This window comes from Bacillus sp. ABR (genome assembly GCF_056172715.1).
In genome coordinates, this window is the sequence record NZ_JAOYSL010000001.1 from 80,709 (window position 1) to 97,137 (window position 16,429).

The following is a 16,429-nucleotide window of genomic DNA, read 5'->3' on the forward strand; positions in this document are numbered from 1 at the left end:
ACACATAAATGAAGAAACCGATGATTCAATTCGAACATTTCGGATTCAAGTATCGCAGTCAGGCAGAACCAACATTAAAGGATATCAACCTGACCATCTATGAAGGAGAAAAAGTTCTCATCGCAGGCCCGTCTGGATCGGGAAAAAGCACACTAGCCCATTGTATCAATGGGCTAGTTCCTGCGTCTTATAAAGGTTCTATGGAAGGAAGTCTTCACATCGGCGGGAAAAATGCAGAGAAAGAGAACATTTTCTCCCTCTCACAGCTTGTCGGAACGGTGCTTCAGGACCCTGATGGACAATTTATTGGGCTCACCGTTGGAGAAGACATTGCGTTTACGCTTGAAAATGATCAAGTCACACGTGAAGAAATGAAAACACGTGTCGAGGAAGCGGCAAAATTAACAGAGGTAGACGGCAAGCTGGCATCTTCCGTGCATGAGCTGTCAGGTGGTCAAAAACAACGTGTCGCTATCGCTGGTGTACTGGTCAACGATGTCGATATTTTACTGTTTGATGAACCACTTGCAAGCCTTGATCCCGCAACAGGTAAAGAAGTCATCGACCTCATTGACCGGCTGCAAAAACAAACGAAAAAAACCATTGTGATGGTTGAGCACCGATTAGAAGACGTCCTCTTCCGTCATGTGGACCGCATCATCGTTGTCAATGAAGGAACGATTGTAGCGGATATGACACCAGATGAATTGCTCGCCTCAAACGTATTAGAAGCGGCGTATTTGCGTGAGCCTTTATATGTAAAGGCGATGAAATACGCAGGCATTCCGGTTGCACCGGGGGATCAGATCGCTGATTTACAGCGTCTCACTCTAAACGACGAAGCAAAAGAGAAAATCGAGCAATGGATGGAAGCATCTGAGCCATCAGTAGATCAGATTGCAGCACAGGATTTACTAGAAGTGCGCGATCTGAGCTTTGATTATCCAACAAGACCAAACACGCTGAGCAACATCTCTTTTACCGTCAAAAAGGGAGAAATGATCAGCATCGCAGGAGCCAATGGAGCAGGCAAGACAACATTATCTAAGGTGCTCTGTGCGTTTGAAAAGCCAACGAAAGGCTCAATTCTTTTAAATGGTGATGACATCACAGGAGATACGATCAAACAGCGCTCCGAACGAATCGGCGTCGTCATGCAAAACCCCAATCAAATGATTTCAAAACAAATGATCTTTGATGAAGTCGCACTCGGTCTCGTTTTAAGAGGGGTAAAGGAAGACGAGATCAAAGAACGGGTGGAGCGGGTCCTGAAAGTGTGCGGGCTGTATCCATTTCGGAACTGGCCGGTCTCAGCGCTCAGCTTTGGACAGAAAAAACGCGTCACCATTGCGTCAATTCTTGTATTAGAGCCAGAAATCCTCATCCTAGATGAACCAACCGCAGGACAGGACTTTAAACATTACACAGAGATGATGACGTTTTTAGAGCAATTAAATCAGCAGGGTGTCACGATTTTCATGATCACCCATGATATGCACTTAATGCTAGAATACACAACAAGAACCATTGTCATTTCAGATGGAGAAAAAATCGCAGATGATACACCAGCCAAAGTACTGACAGATCAGCTGCTTGTCCAAAAGGCGAGCTTAAAGGAAACATCGCTGTATGAACTGGCGCTGAAAGCTGATTGGCCGAATCCAAATGAACTCGTGGATCGCTTCATTGAGGTTGACAGAAAGGAACGAATGACATGGCTGTAGACATGCTGTCCTATATCGACCGCCCGTCGCCGATTCACCGGCTGACAGGTGCAACCAAACTCATTTGCTTTATCCTCTGGTCATCCGCAGCGATGCTCACGTATGATACAGGCGTTTTAGTGTTTATGTTAGCCTCCAGTATCGTATTCTTTCAGCTATCAAACGTACGATTTCGTGATATTTCCTTCGTGGTGATCGTCCTGGCGATTTTCCTAGTGATTAATAACATCGCCATTTACATCTTTGCGCCTCAGCAAGGTGTCGCCATCTACGGAGCAAAGCATGAGCTGTTTCATATTGCCGGCTGGTACAACGTCACACTTGAACAGCTTTTCTATCAGTTGAACATTACGCTAAAATACGTGACCGTGATGCCAGCAGCGCTTTTATTTATTGTGACAACAAATCCAAGTGAATTCGCCTCATCGCTCAGCAGAATTGGGGTCAGCTACCGGATTTCCTATGCGGTAGCGATTGCCTTGCGCTATATTCCAGATATTCAGCGGGATTTTCGTACGATCGCGATTTCTCAGCAAGCAAGAGGCATTGATTTATCGAAGAATGAAAAACTGGGGAAACGAATCAAAAATGCGTTGTCTATTGTCATGCCGCTGATTTTCTCCAGCTTGGAGCGGATTGAAACGATCAGCAATGCAATGGAGCTGCGTGGTTTTGGGAAACATAAAAAGCGTACATGGTTTACGGCAAAAGACTTTCAAAAAGCAGATTATGTGGCGTTCGTATTTGTTGGTGTGGTACTGATTGTTTCGTTAGTGATTACATTTGTTAGAGGAACGAGATTTTATAATCCGTTTTTATAGAAAGAAGCCTTCACAGGAGTGGAGGCTTTTTTATTTGGTTTGTGGATAAAAGGTGTGGAAAATGGTAAAAGACTATTAACATGTGAATAAATCGGTTATATTGAACAATGAGCGAAACACTTGTGAATAACGAGACAACATATTGGAGGAATTAGAAACTTATGAACAAATCACTTTATGCTTGTGCAGAACATATAGAAACCGTACTAGACATGTACATAGATGACCATGAAACACCGCCAGAATTCAGAAAAATCGAACATACACACAGTTTATCCACAACCTGTGAATTGTGCGATGAACCTGCAATATATATAGTGGGGAACGAATGATCGGACACAAAATACACAAATTTTATCCACAATTGTTGATAACTTATATGAATAACTTGTTCTTAAGGTGGGGATGACCTGTGAATATATCAATTATCACAGTAGGAAAATTAAAAGAGAAATATTTAAAGCAAGGCATAGCCGAATACACAAAACGATTACAAGCCTATGCGAAAATCGAAATCATTGAGCTTGCGGACGAAAAAGCACCCGAGAATCTCAGCGATCAAGACATGAAAATCATCAAAGACAAAGAAGGCGAACGCATCCTAAGCAAAATCAACCCAGACGCCCACGTCATCGCCCTCGCCATCGAAGGAAAAATGAAAACTTCCGAAGAATTAGCCGATACAATAGATAAGCTGGCAACATACGGAAAAAGCAAAGTATGTTTCGTCATAGGCGGATCCCTTGGCTTAAGCGACGCTGTCATGCAGCGTGCGAATGAGAAGCTGTCGTTTTCGAGGATGACGTTCCCGCATCAGTTGATGAGGCTGATGTTGGTGGAGCAGATTTATCGTGCGTTTCGGATTGTTCGGGGGGAGCCTTATCATAAATAGGTGGTGAAGTTTTTTGGGAAAAGAATTTATTTACTAATAGGAACGGAATAATGACGTAAAAAGAAACCTCGCAATTCGACTTTGGAAATCAAAGGAGAAGATAACGTAGGAGTTTGTCAAAGAATATTAATATTAAAGAAAGGAGAGGAAAGGCATGGTGAAAGAAGGATATAGAGGTGTAGAGTATTACAAAGGACCAGATTTAGCGAAAGGATATATGCTAGATAAGGCTAAAGAAGTTTATGAAGAGTTGGCGATTGAGCATGTAATAGAGAATATAAATGAAGCTATAGAATTATATAATATCATCAAGTATGTTAAGGACGAGACGTTTCTATTATATCTTGGTGAAGATAAAGAGGAATGGATTAAAGCAAAAAGTAGCATAGCTAACTCGTTAGTAGGTAAATATATTAATCAGCATTCAGACATCTTAGCCGAATATGAAGAGGTAGATTTCAGATATAAGGAAACCTTTTGGGAAATAGTAGAGAAAAGAAAGTTGAATGAAATTACAGAAAGCAGATTTAAGATGTTTCTTGATGAACTTGATGTATTTGCATGGCAAATATTTAAGCTACATAAACTTGTGATGAAATATGATGTGGTATTAAGAGAATACATGCTTAATAATTCAGAAGGTAGTACAGATTTACTTTTGGATAAATTTTTATTGGAAAAAAGGAACGAACGACAGGAATCTTATTTGCCACAATCATTAACTATAGAAGATAAAGAGAAGATTATTAGCACCTATCTAGATTTAGACGAGCCTAATTTAAATTACACTAGGCTTCTTAGTAATGTACAGAATACGAAAGAGTTTGCTTTGGATACTAGAGTTAAATTGAAAGCAAAAAGAGTAAGTGAGAGACTTGAGAGTGAACTCTTTAAAGATGTTAGTGGGATGGGAACGGATATAGTAGTTGAGTTCAAAGAAAATGTAGAGGGTACTGTGAAGCAGCATTACTCATTAAATAAAGTAGGAACAGAGGTTGATAAAGAATGGTTAGAATCTAATCTTGATAATCCAACATTATTGAACAACTTTATATACATATTCGAGTTCGTAAATAAAGATATGATTTCTAAATTCCCGTATAATTACATATATGCAAATGTCTTTGATAGATTTGGTTTTGCTCATGAAAAAGAATACAAAACTGGTACAGAATTCTTAATAAGAGAATCTTTATCCTTAGTACAAATGCAACTATATTATTCATTCTTAAAGAGTAAAAACAAAGATTTAGAAGTAATAATTGAATGGTTCTTTAATGTTTATCTAAAAGAGGAATTCTATATTGAAGACTTCAACATTAAGCTACCGCCTATAGATAATCCAAATTTTGAAAAGTGCAAATCTATATTTCCAACTATTGAAAGTATAATCAAGAAGTATAAGTTTTATTTAGAGGATGGTTACATTGATGAAGAGCTTATACAAATGGAAAGTAAGCCTTTGCTATTTTCTGAATGCCCAAGCATGACAAATAACAGATACGTTTATATAGCGCCAAATAATGATGAGGCTATAATATTGAGAAATATTATGTTCTCTGACCAAAGTAACCTTACTTATTTCCCGAATTATGGTGATATTCAATACAATACGCTTAATGAAAGGTTGACTACTGATAAGCTGTATTTAAATGACATAGAGGATTATCAAAAATCGTCCTTAGATTGGCTTATTGAACATAATTATGTAACTATAAACGACGATAATGAAATAGTCTTGGTCAATAGTAATCGAACACTTATATATTATTATATCCATATAAACGGTGTAGTTGTGACTAGTAAGTTATCTAATGCTTTAAAGCAAGAAGTTGATAAGTTATTAAATGAAAGTGCTTTGGTTTCTGAAAATACATTATTAACAAGGCAAGAATCTGATTATATAGATTACTACTTAAATAAGAAAAATTTTATCAATGGATATGATTTAAGGAACAAGTATTTACATGGTACATCTTCTAGCTATGAGAATGAAAATGAGCATTATGTAAATTATCTGCATGCTCTTAGATTATTAATAACAATTATGATAAAGATAAATGATGATCTTTGCACAGCGCAGGTTGAGGGTGATTAATTTGAAAACAAGAAGAAGAAAGAAGATCATAAATTAATTGATTTAACTTCTCGATAGCTTCTGGATACGTTCCTTATGAATTAACGAATCATTCTATAACGATCCATCCATCTATCGTCAAACTGTCATGAAATCTCTTTTCCGTATTGTGGAGAGTTCGTCTTCGTCTAGTCTACATATTCGAAAAGCTTTTAAGATTAGCCCTGACAAGGAAGCAAAGTCATAAATTAGTTAAACAATCGTAAATATCGGTAGAAATATCCTTACTTTGATAAGTCACGGTGAGATAAAATATCTTTTTTTGAGGTGAGGAATCATATGGGTAATTTACCCAGTAGAGAGCATTTGGAAAAACAAATAAGAGAATATAAAGAAATCTTAGAAAAACTGCATAGGCAACAAGAACAATCTGAACAAGAACAGTTTGAATATCTGGAGGAACACTATCCTAATGAATACGAGGATACAATAAATAAATTAGATAATTTGGAATTAAAATTAAGGGAAATTGATTATTCTGATGAAAAAGTGTTTAGACATAGGGAATTTAATAAATTGAATTATGTAGAAGGGCATGTTATTCGTGACAGTGAAAGCAAAGATGACTTTTTGTCAAGAACACAATATGCTCAAGAACTTAGTAAACTTATTTCTAATAAAAAAACATTGAGCCCATTGACTCTAGGGATTTACGGTCCTTGGGGAGAAGGAAAATCATCTTTTCTAGAACTAATTAAAATAGAATTAGAGAAAATTAATTTAAATATTAGAGAAGATAAAATTGTTAAGAACAAATACAATAAAACGCATGTAGTAAGGTTCGACGCTTCGGAATACAACGACCAAAACAAAATATGGTTTTCATTGCTCAGTCAAATATTTGCTAAATATGAGAAAGAGGGAGGGATTTTAGCTAAAATAAAATTTAGTTTTGGAATGGTGAAGAAATCTTTCAAGGATAATTTATTTAAATATGTTATAAACTTTACCTTGTTAGGGTTATTCATAGCATGGATTTTAATATATTCTAAAGATAAATCATTAGTAGAAGTAGTAACTAAGAATCCCCTATATACCAATATCTTTGGTTTGGTTTCAACCATGGCAGTAACTTTTAATATAGTCAAACCAATGTTCAAAAAAATTAAATCCTTAACTAAACCAATGTCTGTAAAAATAATTTCACAATTTAAATACCCTAAGTATAGAGAACTTTTAGGTACTAGAGAAAAAGTTAAAGAAAGTTTAGAAGTTTTAATTGATGTTTGGACAAAAAAAAACAATGATAAGATAGTAATAATGGTTGATGAACTAGACAGATGTTCAGAGAAAACTATAGTTGAATTTTTTGAAGCTCTACAACTGTTCTTGCCTATAAAATCTATAGTGCACGTGATTTCTATAAATGAAGAAGCAGTTTGTTTTGCATTAGCAAATAATAACCAACACTTCTTTGAAGAAGAAATAGTTTCTAATAGCAAGAAATTAAGTTTCGGTAAAAAGTATTTGGAAAAATATATTACTATCCCATATCATCTTCCATACGAAAATAATTACAAAAATTATATAAAAAACCTCTTAGTTAATGAATCTGATAATACAGATTTAGATGTTTTTAACGTAAAGGAGAAGTCATTATTAACTAAATTTATTATTGAAAGAGAAAAACAGAAACATATTACACCAAGAGAAATCAAAAAAATAATAAATCTATTATTGTTATCTAAGGAACGAATAATAAATATTTACAAAGCTAAGGAAATAGATACTCCTTTAAAGTTTGAAGAGTATATGAGCTGGTTTTTATTGAAATATTTTTATCCTGATATTGCAGAAAAGATAATAGATTATTTGGCTAGAGTTTATAAACATAATAAATACAAAACATTTGATATGATTGAATCTCAATTAAGTGTTAGCCAGGACTTTAAAGAATTGGTGGACTTCGAAAAAGCGAAAGCCTTGTTTAAATATTTAAAAGGAATAAGAATTGAGTATATTATTAGGTCAAATAATATTTCAGAGCACCTTATCTTAAAAAAGGGAATATGAAAAGGGCCTTCGTCTGTGGACTGTAAGTTTTGAATCAAATTTTCTCCTTTCTTTGAAAACATTTGTCTATGTGATGTGCCGGTTGTATGTTGAATATCTAGCGATCATTCAAAAAATGAATAAGAATAAAAGTCACAACTAAAAATATAGATACATCCTGATGATGAAATGAATCTAAGATTTTTAACTAAAGCTCTTAATTAAATAATCTAAGAGCTTTTTGATGTTGAGATTTCATATAACTAACAGCCCTTTTTGCTAAAGAAAATCTATATAAAGTAATATACATCATTTAAAATACCCAAATTATTCCGATATATGGTGTATAAGGATAATAGAGGGGTGTAGTATGAATGGCAATTACATTACCAGAAAGTATTAAAAGTACTGCTACTGCAGGAGAACGAATTTTATTTCGAACATTAAAGGAATATCTACCCGAGGAGTATATTGTTCATTATGAACCTAATATCAATGGGTTTAGACCAGACTTTGTGATAATCGGTCCTGATTTAGGAGTATTAGTTCTAGAAGTAAAAGATTACACCCAAAATACAATAAGAGAGCTAAACGACAATACCTGGAGCATTTTAGATTCGTCTGGTGATTTACATAGAGTGAAGAGTCCTTTAGTTCAATCAAGAGAGTATGCTTTTAAAATAAAAGATATGCTTGAGAAAGACATCGATTTAATCAATACAGAAGGGAAATATCAGTTTAAATTAAAGTTTCCTTATGGTTATGGCGTCGTCTTTACTCGGCTTCATGAAGAACAACTTTTAAAAAATAAAGTATATGAGGTTATTGATCCACATTTTATTTTATCGCGTGATCAGATTGATCCGGATAATGACCATTTTGATCCTGAGATCTTAATAGAAAAATTGTTTGATATGTTTCATGTGCCTTTCAAGTTAAATACTCCACTATCATCTGATGAATTAGAAAGGATTCGTTATCATCTATACAAAGAAATACGCGTTGGAGCAGATGTTGAACCAGTCCCATACCAAGAAAAACTGTTATTATCTTTTCGAAACATCAAAACGATGGATCTGCATCAAGAAAACTTGGCTAAACAGATTGGTGATAAACATCGGCTAATTAGAGGAGTAGCAGGAAGCGGTAAAACTTTAATCTTAGCGACCCGAGCAAAAATGTTAGCAGAACAACATCCGAATTGGAAGATATTAATACTCTGTTACAATGTAGCTTTGAAACAAAATATTAAACAAATGATTCATTCTAAACTTACAGAACCAGATGATTTTCTGACATCCGATCATAGAAAAACACCAAATTTAAATAATATACAAATATTAAATTTTCATCACTGGATTAAAAAAGAGCATGGTATTTCAGAACTTGAAATAGATGATTACATTGAAAAGATAGAAAATGATGCTTTAACTCCTGTAAAGTATGATGCCATTTTAATTGATGAAGGGCAGGACTTTGAAGGGAGCTGGCTGCATCTCATCAGCTTATGCTTAGATCAAGAGACGCAATCTTTACTTTTAGTAGAAGATAGAGCGCAAGATATCTATCGGAAAAGTAGAAGCTATGTGAAAGATACGGGGCTTGATTTTAGAGGTAGATCTAGAATCTTAAATATAAATTATCGTAATACGTCACAAATTGTGGATTTTGGATGGAAATTTTACGATAGCCATAGAGCTTTAGATCTTAAATTAAAACAAGAACAGACAGAGACAATCGAAATCATCCCTCCAAAAAAGACGAAACGTAAAGGGCCAGAGGTAGAGCTTTTAAGATGTAATACCTTTAAAGAAGAAATAGAGGAGATTACTAAACAAATAGTGGATCAACATATTGAAAAGAACATACCATACTCTGAAATGGCCATTTTATATCGTATAAAGGGATACAATAACCATTATATATCAGCGATTCAATCGGAATTTCAAACAAAGAATATTCCTTACAATTGGATAACTGAAAATGGTGCAACCAAACATAAGTTCAATCCAGAGGAAGAGACTGTAAAAATATGTTCTCTCGATAGTAGTAAAGGTCTTGACTTCCACTCAGTTTTTATTGTGAAAGCTGATTTAATGCCATTAAAGTATGAAGAGGATCAAGAAAAAGAAGTGTCTTTAATGTATATAGGAATGACTCGTGCTAAAGAGTATTTATCAATATCTTATTCAGGTGTTTCATCGTTTACTCAGTATTTTGAGGATGCAAAGCAAAAAGAGCCGACATTAAATCAATAATTTTTAATTAGAAAAGGTACGGGAATTTATTCAATTCCCATACCTTTTTTCATGTAAGAAGAAAAGAAGACGCTCTGTAATAAATATCGTATTATATATAATGGAAACTTAGTTCAAAAAACTATTATAGCAGATATTGGGGACGATCCCATATTTAATCTACAATTACTGAAAGGAGACTTCCATGAGTTTTAAAGCTGACTTTAAACGTGAAATGCGTAACGTAATAAAAGACGTAGAAAAAGAAATAAATAAAACGTGGAAAATTGATTATAAAGGGCATTCTATAGAAATTATAAACCAAATAAAAGAAGAGAAACTAATAATTGATGGTATGACAATTGATAAAAAACAACGAAAAAGTGTATTGTCTCATATAATTCCATATTCAAAATTGTCAGGGATATTGGAACTTCAAGATGGTACAAAACACAAAGTGTCCGTTAAACTTGGCGGTTATGTACGATTTCGTTGTATTGTGAAAATAGATCGTGAAACGGTTTTAGATGAATCAATTAAGTTAGATTTTCTACCTTGGGATCATAAAGAGAAGATCGTTCCCTTTATTCAACAACAAATTCGAACAAATCATAAAATAGTAGACGATCGTTTACCCGATGAATACTATTTATTTGACGAAAATGAACCTCGATTGTCTCCAGGTTTATCCGACCATTTTGCAGATGAAAGACCTGCCCCTTATTATGTGAAGAAACTATTGAAGGTTTTTGAAAAACAACTGAATCATCCTACAAATGAAACAAGAAAAAAAACATATGAAAAAATCATTTCTGACAATATGGCGAGCTGCAGTAGTGAATTAATTGAACGATTTCAACAAACACAATGGGATGAGTCTCTTGTACAGCAAGAAGCGTTATGGCTTCTTGAACATGCAGCTCATCGGGAGGTCGTCAAATTTGCGATCACGATATTGGGATGTACGAACTGCGAAAAATATAAAGAGCTCTTATTCGCGATAGGTATGCATGAAGAATTTACTTCGTATGTCGTATGTGCATTGAAGAAAGGCACAATTCAAGGAAACGAACATGTTTGGCGTCTTGCAAAGTCCGTCGATGGATGGGGAAAGATTTCGGCTGTTGAGCAATTAGAAGCATCGACGCCAGAAATAAAACGATGGTTGCTAACAAAGGGCTGCGAAAATACAATCATGAATGAATACTTAGCCTATACTTGCGCTCTTAATGGTGATCTAGAAACCGCTTTATCAGAAGAGGAAATTTCCAAAGAATTATATGATGGAGCGAGCCTCATCATTCAAGCATTATTAGAAGATGAGATTTCTATCTACGGCATTGAAGAGTATCCAAATGCAAGCTCAGTTCTTTGCCGTTTTATTCACCATGCTCATAAGCACTGCCAAACAACTGAGGACATTTATCCAATTTTGAAAATAAATGAGATTTTAAATGATGATCAAGAGATTTGGGAAGACCGATTGAATGATTCATGGACACAGGACGAATATGAGGCTGTCCAGGAAGCGGTTCAACCGTTTATCAATGACAGTAGATGGCCAAAGCTTGCAATCGATACGTTACAACAGGGTTTTAGCTCTCAAGCACTTAAAATCGCTCTCTTTTATCGTTTAGATGTGATTGAGATTCTATTTGCTTTACTTGAGAAAGACCCGGCAAATAGTGAAATATACTTTGCTGTGATGGACACAAATCATCATCAACATATTAAAGAGCTTTGCACATTTGCAGAAACACATTTATCGTTATCAAACCTCTCAGATGATGAAGTGGCTTGTTTACAATATATTGTGCAAGATTTATATGAACACGAAGGTGTAGGATTACCGTTGATTCAAGCTGCACTTAGATCAGATGATGGAAATTTACAGTATCATGCTTTAAGTGTATTAAAAGAATGGTCTCCTTTGTATTCGCAGCAAGCGGCCACAAGGGAATTGATTGAACATATTTCCATGAAGACGAAAGATAAAGAAGATCGAAAATTAGCCAAACATTTGTTAAAGAAATAATATTTGATTAAGTAGCGCATAACAATTCAACGGGAATAAAATCTAAATATATCAGAAAGCAGGCACACCATGCACAAAGTCAAAAAAATAGACCAAACCTTCTCCTACATCACACCAATATCACGAACCGACCGCCCCATCCTAGGTATGGTCGTAGGCAATAACAAAACCTTAATGATCGATGCCGGTAATTCAGAAGATCATGCGAACTATTTCATCCAAAAAACTTTAAAGCACAAGAACGCCACGCCCGATCTTGTTGTCCTCACGCATTGGCATCGGGGTCATATTTTTGGTCTGCCTGCGCTGCCTGATACGATTTCAATTGCTTCTGCAAAGACAAGAAAGGAAATGGAGAAGCTTCTGCCGTTTTCTTAATTGATGAGCGGGTGAGGGAAGGAACGGAGATTGAGTTCTGCGCGAAGACGATAAAAGAAGAATATCAGGATCATCGAGATATTCAGGTGGTTTTACCGGATGTGCCGTTTGATTAGCGGATGGAGATTGATCTTGGCGGGGTTACTTGTGTCATGCAACATGTTGGAGGCGATCACGCTATCCAACATAAAATAATATTTTAAGAATCTTGGTAGATAATAACCTCATTTAAAGGCATCACGGTGAGCCTTATCATAAGTTAATGAGGGGTGAGAAGGCCAAATTTAGCTGTACAAGCAGCAAAAAAGTACTCTAATCCTTTTTCCATCAAACATCTCCATTGCACCAGAATAGAAGATATAATCCCCCGTAAAAAACCACGCTTAAGCCTAAAGCGGCGAGAAATTACCTAGGAAAATAGAAAGTTGTAAGGGATCTCAAACAACACATGTTGACATATCGTTATTTATCGATATAATGGGGTGTATGGAGCCAATAGAAGTTTTCAAAGCCTTATCCAATGAATCAAGACTGCAAATTTTACAATGGTTAAAGGAACCTGATCGTCATTTTACACCCCATGAAGGGATTGATATGAATACTACAGGGGTATGTGTTAGTCAAATAACAGATAAATTGAAAATGACGCAATCAACAGCATCTCAATACCTTTCAATTTTACTTCGAGCTGGATTAATCACGACAGAGCGTATAGGTAAATACACGTATTATAAAAGAGATGAAAATGCCATAAAACAAATTGCTGAGATTCTAGAAAAAAATATTTAATAAATGAACTGAATTCATACATCAGAATTCAGTTTCATTTATTAAATACAAATCGACTTATCGTAATATGTTTTTTTGTCCATACATATTAACAATTCTAGATATGTGAATTTATTATATATAAGGAGTGATCTATATTGTCAAACACTGTAAAGATTTACATTTTAGCTATTGTCAGTTTTTTAGTTGGTACATCAGAGTATATCATCTCTGGCATTTTGGATAATATTTCTGAATCATTAGGGATTACGATAGCTGCAGCTGGCCAGTTAATTACGATTTTTTCTCTTGTGTATGCCATCTTCACCCCAGTATTAATGGCTTTAACATCGGGAATGAATAAACGCAAGTTAATGTTATTTTCACTTAGCGTTTTTATTCTAGGTAATATTCTTGCATTCGTCCTCCCTGGGTATCAATTATTTATTGTGTCAAGAATTATTATGGCTCTTGGAGCGGGGATGGTCGTAGTTACTGCATTAACAATTGCTGAAAAAATTGCACCAAAAGGTAAGCAAGGTACCGCTATTGCTACAGTAGTAATGGGATTTACAGCATCATTGATCATTGGAGTCCCACTGGGCAGAATGACTAGTGATTTCTTCGGTTGGAAAGCTGTATTTGGAGGAATAGCCTTACTCGGATTATTAGCCATGGTGATCATTTCTCTTACGATTCCAAAAATCCAAGGGGATAAACCTGTACCTTTAATTCAACAACTCGCTCTTTTTAAAAAACCAAAAGTAGTGTTAGGATTAGCCATCACCTTTTTCTGGCTAGGTGGTTATTCAATTGCCTACACCTATCTATCCCCTTACCTTTTAAATATATCGGGTGTAAGCAGCAAATTGCTGAGTGGAGTTCTCCTTGTATTCGGGATTGCTAGTCTAGTTGGGTCAAAGTTTGGTGGATTTAGTACCGATCGATGGGGTGTGAATTTTACTCTGATTAGTGGAATGGCATTACATGTCATCATGCTCATATTGCTCTCACTAGTTACGCATTCTTATGTTGGAGTATTACTCATTTTAATATTATGGTCATTTGCTGCATGGTCTTCTGGCCCGACTCAACAATATCACTTAGCTACAATGGAGCCAGAGTCATCAGGTATACTATTGGGTCTCAATCAGTCAATGATGCAATTAGCGATGGCTGCAGGTGCAGCTATTGGAGGTATCTTTGTAGAGAGGGTTTCTCTATCTTCCGTTACTTGGGCAGGTGCTTTAGGCGTTGCAATCGCGATCATTGTAACAATATTGGCTTCGCGTGCTACTTCGAGTAATGAAATTCGATATACTTAAACAGTAGAACGATGGGAAAAAACGTGATTCAATTTAAAAAATAATGACAGAAAGTAGGAAGCACCTTTGCACTCAATTAAAAAAATAGGTCAGAGTTTTTGGTACATCACACCAGTATCACTTACCGACCGCCCCATCCTAGGCATGGTCGTAGGCAATAACAAAACATTAATGATCGATGCAGGCAATTCAGAAGATCATGCGAACTATTTTATCCAGAAAACTTTTAAACACGAGAACGCCAAGCCAGATATGGTTGTCCTCACGCATTGGCATTGGGATCATATTTTTGGTCTGCCAGCGCTGCCTGGTTCGGTTTCGATTGCTTCTGCAAAGACCAGAAAGGAAATGGAGAAGCTTCTTCCGTTTTCGTGGTCTGATGAGGCAATCGATGAGCGGGTGAGGGAAGGAACGGAGATTGAGTTTTGCGCGAAGGCTATTAAAGAAGAATATCAAGATCATCGAGATATTCAGGTAGTTTTACCGGATGTGACGTTTGATCGTCGGATGGAGATTGATCTTGGCGGGGTCACTTGCATCGTGCAACATGTTGGAGGCGATCATGCGGCAGATTCCGTGATCGTGTATGTGAAAGAAGAGAAAATTCTTTTTCTTGGTGATTGCATTTATCCGAAAATGTATGCCGAAAAAGTTCATTATACGGTGAAAGAAACGTTGCGTCTTTTAGATGAGTTAGAAGCTTTTGATGCCGATACGTATATTCCTTCACACCAAAGACCGTGGACAAAAGAGGAGTTTCGTCAAGAAACAGATAAACTTAGGATGATGGCGAAATTCACTGATCTATGTGGTGGAGATAAGCAAAAAATCACGAAAGAATATCAACATTACGTGAACAGAGATCTGAAAGAAGATGAATTAGAAACCATTGCTTACTTTGTAAATGGGTATTAAATAAACACTAAAAAAAGTCTCATTTGAGTGATTTCCCTCAAACGAGACTTTTTTTGCATCACGGATTGTGACAGACTTATTTTTAGCATTGATCATAAAAACAATCCCCAAGTAGGCTTGAGTTTTCCTTATTAGGAGGTAAAAAACAGATGGACAAAATAACTGACCCATACGACACTTTCAAAACCAAAATATCCAAATGTCCAATCGAACAAAATCATTGGCAAGCCTTCAAAGATGGAACAACGATTAAACAATTAAAAGCGGGTACATGCATGGTCAAGGCTGGCGATCCTGTGAAACACGCTTATTTCTGCATAACGGGGCTCTTCCGTCTCTTCTATTTGTTACCGGATGGAAGGGAGTACAACGTGGCTTTTACGTTGGAAGATGATTTTGCTACTTCTTATGCAAGTATGATCAACGGGCAGCCTTCTCCTTATTCGATTGAAGCGATGGAGGATTCGATCGTGATTGAAATTCCGTATGATCTGCTTCAAATGTTGATGGATAGAAGTCATATGTGGGAGCGGTTTGTTCGGGTTAGTGTAGAGAGGCTGTATACGAGAAAGGAAGAGCGTGAGAGGGAACTGCTATACTTGCCGGCAATTGAGCGATATCAGGCGTTTTTATTGAAATATCCCTGGTTACATCAACGTATCGCTCAATATCATATTGCCTCATATATTGGTATTTCTCCGGTTTCGTTGAGCAGGCTGCTCCATCCTGCTGAACATTAACCTATGTTAATGCACATTCTCTAGATCTGACGTACAATCATCACATCATAGAAGAATCAGGGGGTATGATGATGAAATATATGATGGTTGTTTTATTAGAGTTCTATCCATCTTGGCTTGCTTTACCACGAGAGGAGCGCAGAACCCATGCGGCTTCGCTGCAAGAGTTGATGCAGAAATATGAGGAACATGTGACGGTGCGCTTTTTTGATGCTGAAGCTCTTCCAGGTAAGGATTACACAGATTTTGTTATATGTGAAACGGAAGACCTGAAGTTCTATCATTTTATGTGGGAAGAGATTAGGGATTCTATTCCTTACACAAGTGGTTATGTCAAAATTAAAGAAGTCATCATGGGAATGGAAAATGCTTTTCAAACATATGAAAAAGAGTCTCTGAAAATGGATCAGTAATCGAAAACCACCTGATAGCAGGTGGTTTTTTGTACATTCTATTTTTTGGTAT

General features: G+C 36.1%; 14 protein-coding genes. All 14 read left to right on the plus strand.

All coding sequences use genetic code 11. The features are described 5' to 3' along the window. Positions 1-8 precede the first annotated feature (8 nt). A complete protein-coding gene (locus tag OIT90_RS00395) occupies positions 9-1,724 on the plus strand; it encodes an ABC transporter ATP-binding protein (RefSeq protein WP_372555829.1) in 1,716 nt (571 codons plus the stop codon). Beyond that, positions 1,715-2,545 (plus strand): energy-coupling factor transporter transmembrane component T family protein, encoded by an 831-nt coding sequence (locus OIT90_RS00400; protein WP_059375755.1) that lies wholly within the window; start codon positions 1,715-1,717, stop codon positions 2,543-2,545. Before OIT90_RS00395 ends, OIT90_RS00400 begins: the two co-directional genes overlap by 10 nt. Positions 2,546-2,706: 161 nt before the next feature. Then, positions 2,707-2,877 carry a CxxH/CxxC protein gene (locus tag OIT90_RS00405; protein ID WP_008360116.1) on the plus strand — a complete coding sequence of 57 codons (171 nt, stop codon included), beginning with the start codon at positions 2,707-2,709 and terminating at the stop codon, positions 2,875-2,877. An 80-nt stretch (positions 2,878-2,957) separates the two neighbouring features. Then, a complete protein-coding gene (rlmH, locus tag OIT90_RS00410) occupies positions 2,958-3,437 on the plus strand; it encodes a 23S rRNA (pseudouridine(1915)-N(3))-methyltransferase RlmH (protein WP_474892138.1) in 480 nt (159 codons plus the stop codon). A 154-nt stretch (positions 3,438-3,591) separates the two neighbouring features. After that, the gene (locus OIT90_RS00415; RefSeq protein WP_474892139.1) at positions 3,592-5,535 is read left to right on the plus strand and encodes a hypothetical protein; all 1,944 of its coding nucleotides are present in this window, start codon (positions 3,592-3,594) and stop codon (positions 5,533-5,535) included. A gap of 318 nt (positions 5,536-5,853) precedes the next feature. Continuing rightward, a complete protein-coding gene (locus OIT90_RS00420; RefSeq protein WP_474892140.1) occupies positions 5,854-7,587 on the plus strand; it encodes a KAP family P-loop NTPase fold protein in 1,734 nt (577 codons plus the stop codon). A gap of 353 nt (positions 7,588-7,940) precedes the next feature. Further along, positions 7,941-9,824, plus strand: coding sequence for a 3'-5' exonuclease (locus tag OIT90_RS00425; protein ID WP_474892141.1), 1,884 nt, complete (start codon positions 7,941-7,943; stop codon positions 9,822-9,824). A 184-nt stretch (positions 9,825-10,008) separates the two neighbouring features. Continuing rightward, entirely contained in the window at positions 10,009-11,838 is a 1,830-nt protein-coding gene (locus tag OIT90_RS00430; RefSeq protein WP_474892142.1) for a hypothetical protein, read from the plus strand. A 69-nt stretch (positions 11,839-11,907) separates the two neighbouring features. Further along, positions 11,908-12,216, plus strand: a complete 309-nt coding sequence (locus tag OIT90_RS00435) for an MBL fold metallo-hydrolase (protein WP_474892143.1) — start codon at positions 11,908-11,910, stop codon at positions 12,214-12,216. A gap of 486 nt (positions 12,217-12,702) precedes the next feature. Further along, complete coding sequence (locus OIT90_RS00440) at positions 12,703-13,005, plus strand: ArsR/SmtB family transcription factor (protein ID WP_039182804.1); 303 nt, start codon at positions 12,703-12,705, stop codon at positions 13,003-13,005. Positions 13,006-13,142: 137 nt separating this feature from the next. Beyond that, positions 13,143-14,309 (plus strand): MFS transporter, encoded by a 1,167-nt coding sequence (locus OIT90_RS00445; protein ID WP_106025386.1) that lies wholly within the window; start codon positions 13,143-13,145, stop codon positions 14,307-14,309. 66 nt (positions 14,310-14,375) lie between these two features. Continuing rightward, complete coding sequence (locus OIT90_RS00450) at positions 14,376-15,224, plus strand: MBL fold metallo-hydrolase (RefSeq protein WP_474892144.1); 849 nt, start codon at positions 14,376-14,378, stop codon at positions 15,222-15,224. Positions 15,225-15,373: 149 nt separating this feature from the next. Next, positions 15,374-15,964, plus strand: a complete 591-nt coding sequence (locus OIT90_RS00455; RefSeq protein WP_474892145.1) for a Crp/Fnr family transcriptional regulator — start codon at positions 15,374-15,376, stop codon at positions 15,962-15,964. A 71-nt stretch (positions 15,965-16,035) separates the two neighbouring features. After that, positions 16,036-16,377, plus strand: coding sequence for a darcynin family protein (locus tag OIT90_RS00460; RefSeq protein ID WP_144493785.1), 342 nt, complete (start codon positions 16,036-16,038; stop codon positions 16,375-16,377). Positions 16,378-16,429: the final 52 nt, after the last annotated feature.

Excerpts from the sequence above, each read along its gene's own strand:
- OIT90_RS00395 (WP_372555829.1), top strand. The coding sequence starts at position 9 with ATGAAGAAACCGATGATTCAATTCGAACATTTCGGATTCAAGTATCGC.
- OIT90_RS00400 (WP_059375755.1), top strand. The coding sequence starts at position 1,715 with ATGGCTGTAGACATGCTGTCCTATATCGACCGCCCGTCGCCGATTCAC.
- OIT90_RS00405 (WP_008360116.1), top strand. The coding sequence starts at position 2,707 with ATGAACAAATCACTTTATGCTTGTGCAGAACATATAGAAACCGTACTA.
- OIT90_RS00415 (WP_474892139.1), top strand. The coding sequence starts at position 3,592 with ATGGTGAAAGAAGGATATAGAGGTGTAGAGTATTACAAAGGACCAGAT.
- OIT90_RS00420 (WP_474892140.1), top strand. The coding sequence starts at position 5,854 with ATGGGTAATTTACCCAGTAGAGAGCATTTGGAAAAACAAATAAGAGAA.
- OIT90_RS00425 (WP_474892141.1), top strand. The coding sequence starts at position 7,941 with ATGGCAATTACATTACCAGAAAGTATTAAAAGTACTGCTACTGCAGGA.
- OIT90_RS00430 (WP_474892142.1), top strand. The coding sequence starts at position 10,009 with ATGAGTTTTAAAGCTGACTTTAAACGTGAAATGCGTAACGTAATAAAA.
- OIT90_RS00435 (WP_474892143.1), top strand. The coding sequence starts at position 11,908 with ATGCACAAAGTCAAAAAAATAGACCAAACCTTCTCCTACATCACACCA.
- OIT90_RS00440 (WP_039182804.1), top strand. The coding sequence starts at position 12,703 with ATGGAGCCAATAGAAGTTTTCAAAGCCTTATCCAATGAATCAAGACTG.
- OIT90_RS00455 (WP_474892145.1), top strand. The coding sequence starts at position 15,374 with ATGGACAAAATAACTGACCCATACGACACTTTCAAAACCAAAATATCC.
- OIT90_RS00460 (WP_144493785.1), top strand. The coding sequence starts at position 16,036 with ATGAAATATATGATGGTTGTTTTATTAGAGTTCTATCCATCTTGGCTT.